The organism is uncultured Slackia sp., from assembly GCF_944321625.1.
In the GTDB taxonomy this organism is placed as follows: Bacteria; Actinomycetota; Coriobacteriia; order Coriobacteriales; family Eggerthellaceae; genus Slackia.
Window position 1 is genome coordinate 1 of record NZ_CALUMA010000075.1, and the last position, 8008, is coordinate 8008.

The following is an 8008-nucleotide window of genomic DNA, read 5'->3' on the forward strand; positions in this document are numbered from 1 at the left end:
GTTCCTCGGCTCGATCGCCCTGTTCTTCGTGTGGATCAGCCCCGCCTCCATCGCGCTCGCGGTTATCGTGGCGCTGGCGACGTTCTTCCTGGAGATCTGGATCGACAACAACTTCGCGCGCGTGAAGTGGCAGCAATGCCTGAAGTGGTCGTGGATCGTGGGGCTCGTCGCGGGCATCGCCAACATCGGCGGCCTGGTGGCATATATCTTCCTCGTGCTTGTGTAGGAGTGAGAATATGAGCAGTGTTTCTAAATCCCCCTGGGTCATCCATTACGATGGCTCCAGCTGCAACGGTTGCGACATCGAGGTGTTGGCTGCGTTGACACCGCTTTACGACGTGGAGCGATTCGGCATCATCAACACCGGCAACCCCAAGCATGCCGACATCTTCCTTGTCACGGGTTCGGTCAACGAGCAGAACATCTCGGTCATCAAAGAGATCTACGACCAGATGGTCGAGCCCAAGGTCGTCGTGGCTTGCGGCGTGTGCGCCTGCTCGGGCGGCATCTTCCACGATTGCTACAACGTGATCGGCGGCGTTGACAAGGCCATCCCCGTGGATGTGTATGCGCCCGGCTGCGCGGTGCGCCCCGAGGCTATCATCGACGCCGTGGTGCAGGGCATCGGCATCCTCGAAGAGAAATCCGCCGCGTTGGCCGCGGCCAAGAAGAAGGGGGCGTAACGTATGGCGTTCCAAAGCACGTTCACGCCGATCGAACTCGGCGACCTTCTGAACCTGACGCGCGCCAAGCATGACGCGGGCTACCGGTTCGCTCAGATGCTGTGCGCGATGGCCGACGAAGGCATCGATCTGGTGTACAGCTTCATCAAGCAGGACGACGAGGGCACCTGGCAGCTGGAGAACTACGTGATCGGCGGCTATGACCCGGCTACCCAGACCGTGCCTTCGGTGACGGGCTACTTTCTTTCGGCTTTCCCGTTCGAGAACGAGGCGCATGATCTCTTCGGCGTGAAGGTCGAGGGCAACAAGATCGATTTCGCCGGCCGCTTCTACCAGGTGGCGATGGACGCGCCTATGGCGGTTATCTCGCCCGAGCAGAAAGCCGCCCGCGAGAAGGCCGCACGCATCGCTGCGGCGAAGGCAGCCAAAGAGGCCAAGGCCAAGGCGGCTGCAGCAGGGGAGGCCGGAGCCGATGCTCCCGCGCAGGCCGCGGCTGAACCCAAGCCTGCCGCGCAGCCTGCGGCGGCGCCCATCGACCCCGAGGCCGAGCGTGCCGCATTCGAGGCAAAGATCGCGGGGGTCGACCCTGAAAAGGCCGATCGCATGCGTGCCGCCTTCGAGGTGAAGCTGAAGAAGCGCATTGAAGCGCAGAAAGGCGGTGAGTAGCATGGGCAAGGCTACCGTGATTCCTTTCGGCCCGCAGCATCCCGTGCTGCCGGAGCCGCTCCATCTCGACCTCGTGGTCGAGGACGAGCGCGTTATCGAGGTCATCCCACAGATCGGCTTCATCCACCGCGGCCTTGAGAAGCTCGTGGAAAAGCGCGACATCCACCAGTTCATCTACGTTGCGGAGCGCATCTGCGGCATCTGCAGCTTCGGCCATTCCTTGGGATACGCCGAAACGGTGGAAGACCTGATGGGCGTTGAGGTTCCCAAGCGCGCGCAATACCTGCGCGTCATCTGGCACGAGCTTTCGCGCATTCATTCGCATCTGCTTTGGATGGGCCTGGGCGCCGATGCCTTCGGCTTCGAGGCGCTGTTCATGCACTGCTGGCGTTTGCGCGAGCGCATCCTCGACATCTTCGAGGCCACCACGGGCGGCCGCGTCATTCTCTCGGCGGTCAACATCGGCGGCGTGAACCGCGACATCGAAGACAGCGAGCTCTATGCCATCGTTGACAAGCTTGAGGGCATCCGCGGCGAGTACCACGAGATCTGCAACGCGTTCGTCAACGACTACTCCGTTGCAAGCCGCCTGGTGGGCGTGGGTTATCTCTCGCAGGAAGAGGCCGAGGCGCTGTGCATGGTGGGCCCCTTCGCCCGCGCGTCCAACGTCGCATACGACTGCCGCATGCTGGGCCGCGGCGGCTACGGCGACCTGGAGAACTTCCAGCCCATTCTCTCCGACGAAGGCGACTGCTATGCACGCGTCAAGGTGCGCGCCGCTGAGGTGGAGCAGTCCATCGACATCATCAAGGAGCTCGTGAGCAAGATTCCGCACGACGGCATCGGCGAGAAGAGCAAGCTCACGCCGGCCGACGGCGCGATGGCGTCCAACGTGCTTGAGCAGCCTCGCGGCGAGTGCTACTACTTCGCGCGCGGCAACGGCACCAAGAACCTTGATCGCATGCGTATGCGCACGCCCACCAGCCAGAACCTCGCGGGCATGGTCAAGGCGCTCGAAGGCTGCGAACTCGCAGACGTGCCCAACATCATCTTGACCATCGACCCCTGCATCAGCTGCTGCGAAAGGTAAGGACTCATGGGTAGCTTCAAACTGGGAAAGATGACCCTGCGGTCGCTTTTCGGCAAGCCCGAGACCGTTCTGTATCCCGTGCAGACGCGTCCCATGCCGGAGGGCCTCAAGGGCCACGTGTCTAACAATATCGAGGAATGCATCCTGTGCGGCATCTGCCAGAAGCGCTGCCCCACGGAGGCCATCACGGTGGACAAGAAGGCCGGCACGTGGAGCGTCGACGGCTTCCGCTGCATTCAGTGCGGCGCCTGCGTACGCGAGTGCCCCAAGCATTCGCTGACGATGGAGCCCACCTATACCGCTCCCGCCGCCACGAAGACCGCGTTCACGATGAACAAGCCGCAGCCTTCCGAGGAGGAGCTTGCGGCCAAAGCCGCCGAACGTGAGGCGCGCATCGCTGCCGCCAAGGCTGCCAAGGCCGCCCGCGAGGCTGCCAAGGAGCAGGATGCCTAGGGGCGCATCGGAAATGAATCGGCGAAGGGCTGCTGCGATTGCTCGTGCGGCAGCCCTTCGTGTGTCACGTCATTCTCACGTTTTGTTAACGTCGAGGTGACGGTATTCCTTAATTCGCCCAGATAGCGCTTTGTTGCAAACAAAAGATGCTACAATCGCCGAGGCCCGCCGGAGGTGGCGGGTCTCGTTTTGCTCGCGAAAGCTAGTTGGGATGCAAGGATGGCCAACGTTAAAGAACAAGTCACGAACAAGATATTCACGGTCTCTAACGTGATTACGTTCATACGCCTGTGCATGATCCCTGCGTATTTCGTTCTGCTGCTCAACGGGTATGACCTTCTGGCCACGCTCCTGTTTGCCGTTGCAGCCTCTACCGACTTTCTTGACGGCCAGATCGCCCGCCGCACGCACACCGTTTCCCGTCTGGGACAGATTCTCGACCCTGCCGTGGACCGCCTGTTGATGGTATTCGGCGTGGTGGGACTGCTTGCCGTGGGCAGGCTTCCGCTGTGGGTCATCGTGTTCGTCATCCTGCGTGACGCCTATCTGCTTGGCGGCGGCGCGTATCTGCTGTTCCGCTGGAAGCAGCGTGTTCCCGTCATCTATCTGGGCAAGGTCGCCACCACGTTTCTGTTCGTGGGCTTCGCGGGTCTGCTGCTCAACTTCCCGCAGATTCCCGGCGCCGCCGTATGCGACATCTCGTGGCTGCCCGGCTTCAACGCGCAGCCTGTCTCGTGGGGCATCTGGTTCGTGTACGCGGGCCTGGTTCTGGCCACCATCACCACCGTTATCTACACCTTCAAAGGCTGGCGTGCTCTCAAGCGTGGTCAGGCACTTGAGGCGGCGCACAATTAACCCTGCTGCCGCGCCCTTCGCTTCGTGAGCGTGGCTGCGGTTTCTTTGCCGTCAATTCACCTGGATTTAACATTCGTCTCTTTACGAATCCACTCTAACGCACTAAAGTATGACAGTACCGAAACGGGCGGGATTCAGGGCATGGCTCCCGCTTGCTTCGCGAAAAGGGAAAGGCCCGCATCGCGTTGCGCCGTTGAGGTACGGTTCCATTCGACTCCGGGCGCGGGCTTTCGCCGCACGGGTTCCAAGAACAGCGTATCTCTCGCGTATCGCAATGACGGGCGAGGTTCGATCACGAAAGGAACCCGAGATGTACTACCAGGAGGAAATTGAGACCATGCCGCGCGCCGACCTTGAGGCGCTGCAGCTCGAGCGACTGCGAAAGTCCGTCGCTTACGCCTACGAACGCATTCCGCTGTATAAGCAGCGCTTTGACGAGGCGGGCGTTGATCCCTATGCCATAGAGTCCCTGGAAGACATCAAGCGATTTCCCTTTATCGTGAAGCAGGATATGCGCGACGCGTATCCGTTCGGTCTGTTCGCCGTGCCCAACAGCGATGTTGCCCGTATCCACGCCTCTTCCGGCACCACCGGCCAGGCAACCGTGGTGGGCCACACTGCGAACGACCTGAAGAACTGGGGCGACTGCTTCGCACGCGGCATCTACATGGTGGGCGGCAACGAAGACTCCACCATCCAGGTGTCTTACGGCTACGGCCTGTTCACCGGCGGCCTGGGCGCCCATGCGGGCGGCGAGGCGGCGGGTTGCACCGTTATTCCCACCAGTTCAGGCAACACCAAGCGCCAGGTGCAGATGATGCGCGACCTCAAGACCGACATCCTGGCCTGTACGCCTTCCTACGCCCTGCTTATCGCCGACACCGCCATCGAGATGGGGTACAACCCCGCCGAGGATTTCGCGGTATCGGGCGTCATTCTGGGCGCCGAGCCCGCGAGCGAAGGCATGCGCGAGGAGATTCGCCAGAAGCTGGGCGTGCAGTATTGCGACGTGTACGGCTTGTCCGAGGTCATGGGCCCGGGCGTTGCCATGGAGTGCTCCGCGAGCCACGGCTTGCATGTGGCCGAGGACCAGTTCTTCTTCGAAATCGTGAATCCCGACACGCTGGAGCCTGTGCCCGACGGCGAATGGGGCGAGCTCGTGATCACCACCCTCACGCGCGAGTGCTGCCCGCTGGTGCGCTACCGCACCCGCGACGTCACCCGCGTCATCGTTGAGGATTGCCCGTGCGGGCGTACGCATCGCAAGATCGACCGTATCGTGGGTCGCACCGACGACATGATGATCATCCGCGGCGTGAACGTGTTCCCGTCCCAGATCGAGCAAGTGGTCACCGGCTTCGACGAGCTGGTGCCGCACTACCAGATCGTGCTCACGACCAAGGGCCCGCTCGACCGCGTGGAGCTGCGCGTGGAAACCGCGCCCGACTTCCCGTTCGACGAGATCCGCGCCCTGGAAGGCCTCAAGAAGCGTCTGGCGGCTGAGCTCAAGAGCAACCTGCAGATCGCCGTGGAGATCAAGTTTGTGGAGCCCAAGAGCATCGAACGCAGCGAAGGCAAGGCAAAACGTATCATCGACCTGCGCAATCAATAGGTCCGGCTTATGCGCGGCGGAGGTATGTGCCCTCCGCCGCCTCGCACCTGCCTCTGCGCGTTGCGTATGCTTTCGCGCGAAGGAATCCCGTCATTTTGACGCTACAATAACCATCTTGAGATGGGATTAACGTCAAAATGACAGGATTCCTCAAGGCGAGGTGCGCTGTGTGGTTCATCTTGGAATTATGGAAGAGGAGAGATACCCATGATTGAACAGCTGACCGTATTGTTGGAGAATAAGAAAGGCCGCCTTTCGGGCCTGTGCCGCGACCTTGCCGACGCCGGCGTGAACATGCACGATCTCTTCGTTGCCGACACGTCCGATTTCGGCATCGTGCGCATCTTCTGCGACACGCCCAAGCGTGCTGCGAAGGTGCTCACCGACAAGGGCTATCGCGCCGTGGTCACCGAGGTGTTCGCGGTTCGTGTCCCCAATCGCCCCGGCGGGCTTGCCGACCTTTTGGAGTTTATCGACGAGCAGGGCGTGAACATCGAATACGGGTATTGCTTCTCGCGCGGCGAGGAGACCGCGATCGACGTACTCAAGGCGGCGGACGATACGATTGAGTCGAAATTGGCCGAGGCCGGTTTCGACGTGGTTGAAGCGAAGGAAGTCTATCAGCTTGATTAACGCATCCGAATCATTCAAGGGTGCATCGGCGAGGCGGGGCTCCGAAGAGGGGTTCCGCCTCGGCTATGCTCATGAGGCTGTTTCCCTTGGGGGGCGCGGCGCTCTGTCGCGCCGTCTGGCCCAGGGGGCTGTCGCGCTGTGTGCCGCATTGGTGCTTTCCGTTGCTCTGGCGGCTCCGGCGTTCGCCGACGTCCTGCAGACCGACGTGGTGGCGGGAAAGACGGTGGAGGAGCGCGGCCTTGCCGCGGACCAGTGCCTGGATATCTCCGCGCCATGCGCTATCGTCGTGGGCGCCGACGGCAAGACCTATTTCGAGCGCAGCGCCGACGAGCCCTGCAAAATCGCATCGCTCACCAAGATCATGACCGCTATCGTGGCGCTGGAGAGCGCGTCGCTTGACACGCAGATCACGGTGGACAACGAAGCCGCCACGGTGGGGCAGTCCTCCGCGGGACTGCTCGAGGGCGATACGATGGATCTGGAAACGGCGCTGTATGCGTTGCTCGTGCCTTCGGGCAATGACGCCGCCATCGCCATCGCCAACACCCTGGGCGCATCCATGGCTCAGGACGGCCAAAGCGCTCAGGAGGCCTTCGTCGCTGCCATGAACACCAAGGCGGCCGAGATCGGCTGCTCGAATACGGTGTTCGACAACCCTCATGGCCTTGATTACGACCAGTGGGCGGGCGATGCCCAGTCCACGGCGCGCGATGTTGCCACCATGACCTCTTACGCGATGCAGAACGAGACGTTTCGCGCGGTCGTGGGCGGCGGCTCCACCACGATCACGGTGACGGGCGCCGACGGGCTTGCGCGCTCGGTGATGCTCGAATCGACCGACGAGCTCATGGGCAGCTACGAGGGCCTGTGCGGCGTGAAGACCGGCACCACCGATGCGGCGGGCTACTGCTTCGCGGGCGCCTGCAGCCGCGAGGCGGGCGAGTTCTACACGGTGGTGCTCAACGCCCCCACGAGCGAGGATCGCTTCTACGACACCGCAGTCATGCTGGACTGGACCTATGGCGCCTTTGAGAGCGTGCCGCTGATCAGCGCGCCTTCCACGGTCGACTACCGCGGCGAGACGTATCCGCTGGTGGCCTCCGTCGCCCAGAGCGACTGGCCGGATTCGACCGTGCCGGCCACGGTGGACGACCCTGCGCTCTCCGTGGAGCTGTTCTCGCTCGCCGGCGGCGTTTCCCAGCAGGTTTCCTTCAACACGCTCGAGGGCGACATCAGCGCTGGCGATGTGGTGGGCAGCCTCACGTTCACGCAGGACGGACAGACGGTTGCCCAGTGCGACCTCGTTGCCGCGCAGGACGCCCCGGCTCCCGATTTCTTCCAGAAGATAGGCGTGTGGTGGGATAGGCTGTTCAGGAACATGCAGGGCCAGCCCACTGTGGCCGAGTCGGCGTGCTACAACACCACGACGGGCCTTTCGGACCGATAACCGCCCTTCGTTCGCTATTCGATTTCGTACCTTTCGGAGAAAGGATTTGCCATGGCTACGTGCCCCGTTTGCAACGCGCAGCTTTCCCAGACCGACACCGCCTGCCCCATGTGCGGCTTCAAGCTCATCGGCCAGACGCAGGCGTTCAAGCCCATCACCATGGAGCCTACGCCCAACATGGCGTCGCCCAAGCTGCTCAGCGAGGCGACGTTTTCTATCGTCAAGGGCCCGCAGGTGGGCAACGTGTTCCACCTTTCGGCCGACACGCTTACCATCGGCCGCAGCCCGCAGTGCGACATCTTCCTCAACGACATGACGGTGTCGCGCATGCACGCCACGATGCGCCGCACTCCCGCGGGCTATGAGATCGTGGACGCCGATTCGTTCAACGGCCTCTGGGTGAACAACCTCAACGTGAAAGACGCCGTGCTCAAGGACGGCGACGTCGTACAGATCGGAACGTTCTGCTTGGTGTATCAGGCCACCCCGCAGATGTAGGAAAACAGACAAGGGGGAGGCTCATATGCTTGAAAGCTCCGAGAACATCGAGCTCATTTCCGGCAACGAGG

Annotated in this window: 9 protein-coding genes and 1 pseudogene; all 10 read left to right on the forward strand. The window is 62.1% G+C overall.

Going from position 1 to position 8008, the window contains the following annotated elements; translation table 11 throughout:
* Positions 1 to 226 (forward strand): annotated as a pseudogene (locus Q0J60_RS06730) (NADH-quinone oxidoreductase subunit H); the annotation flags it as partial.
* 10 nt (positions 227 to 236) lie between these two features.
* Positions 237 to 683, forward strand: coding sequence for an NADH-quinone oxidoreductase subunit B family protein (locus tag Q0J60_RS06735; RefSeq protein ID WP_294439795.1), 447 nt, complete (start codon positions 237 to 239; stop codon positions 681 to 683).
* 3 nt (positions 684 to 686) lie between these two features.
* Positions 687 to 1349, forward strand: coding sequence for an NADH-quinone oxidoreductase subunit C (locus Q0J60_RS06740; RefSeq protein WP_294439798.1), 663 nt, complete (start codon positions 687 to 689; stop codon positions 1347 to 1349).
* A 1-nt stretch (position 1350) separates the two neighbouring features.
* Positions 1351 to 2439: a nickel-dependent hydrogenase large subunit gene (locus Q0J60_RS06745; RefSeq protein WP_294439800.1), complete on the forward strand. Its 1089-nt coding sequence runs from the start codon at positions 1351 to 1353 to the stop codon at positions 2437 to 2439.
* A gap of 6 nt (positions 2440 to 2445) precedes the next feature.
* Positions 2446 to 2892 carry a 4Fe-4S dicluster domain-containing protein gene (locus Q0J60_RS06750; RefSeq protein WP_294439802.1) on the forward strand — a complete coding sequence of 149 codons (447 nt, stop codon included), beginning with the start codon at positions 2446 to 2448 and terminating at the stop codon, positions 2890 to 2892.
* 219 nt (positions 2893 to 3111) lie between these two features.
* The gene (locus tag Q0J60_RS06755) at positions 3112 to 3747 is read left to right on the forward strand and encodes a CDP-alcohol phosphatidyltransferase family protein (protein ID WP_367178807.1); all 636 of its coding nucleotides are present in this window, start codon (positions 3112 to 3114) and stop codon (positions 3745 to 3747) included.
* 310 nt (positions 3748 to 4057) lie between these two features.
* The gene (locus tag Q0J60_RS06760) at positions 4058 to 5359 is read left to right on the forward strand and encodes a phenylacetate--CoA ligase family protein (protein WP_294439806.1); all 1302 of its coding nucleotides are present in this window, start codon (positions 4058 to 4060) and stop codon (positions 5357 to 5359) included.
* A gap of 207 nt (positions 5360 to 5566) precedes the next feature.
* A complete protein-coding gene (locus tag Q0J60_RS06765; protein ID WP_294439811.1) occupies positions 5567 to 5992 on the forward strand; it encodes an ACT domain-containing protein in 426 nt (141 codons plus the stop codon).
* Positions 5985 to 7439 (forward strand): D-alanyl-D-alanine carboxypeptidase family protein, encoded by a 1455-nt coding sequence (locus Q0J60_RS06770; RefSeq protein ID WP_294439816.1) that lies wholly within the window; start codon positions 5985 to 5987, stop codon positions 7437 to 7439. Before Q0J60_RS06765 ends, Q0J60_RS06770 begins: the two co-directional genes overlap by 8 nt.
* Positions 7440 to 7490: 51 nt before the next feature.
* On the forward strand, positions 7491 to 7937 hold the full coding sequence (locus Q0J60_RS06775; protein ID WP_294439819.1) for an FHA domain-containing protein: 447 nt from the start codon (positions 7491 to 7493) through the stop codon (positions 7935 to 7937).
* Positions 7938 to 8008 lie beyond the last annotated feature (71 nt).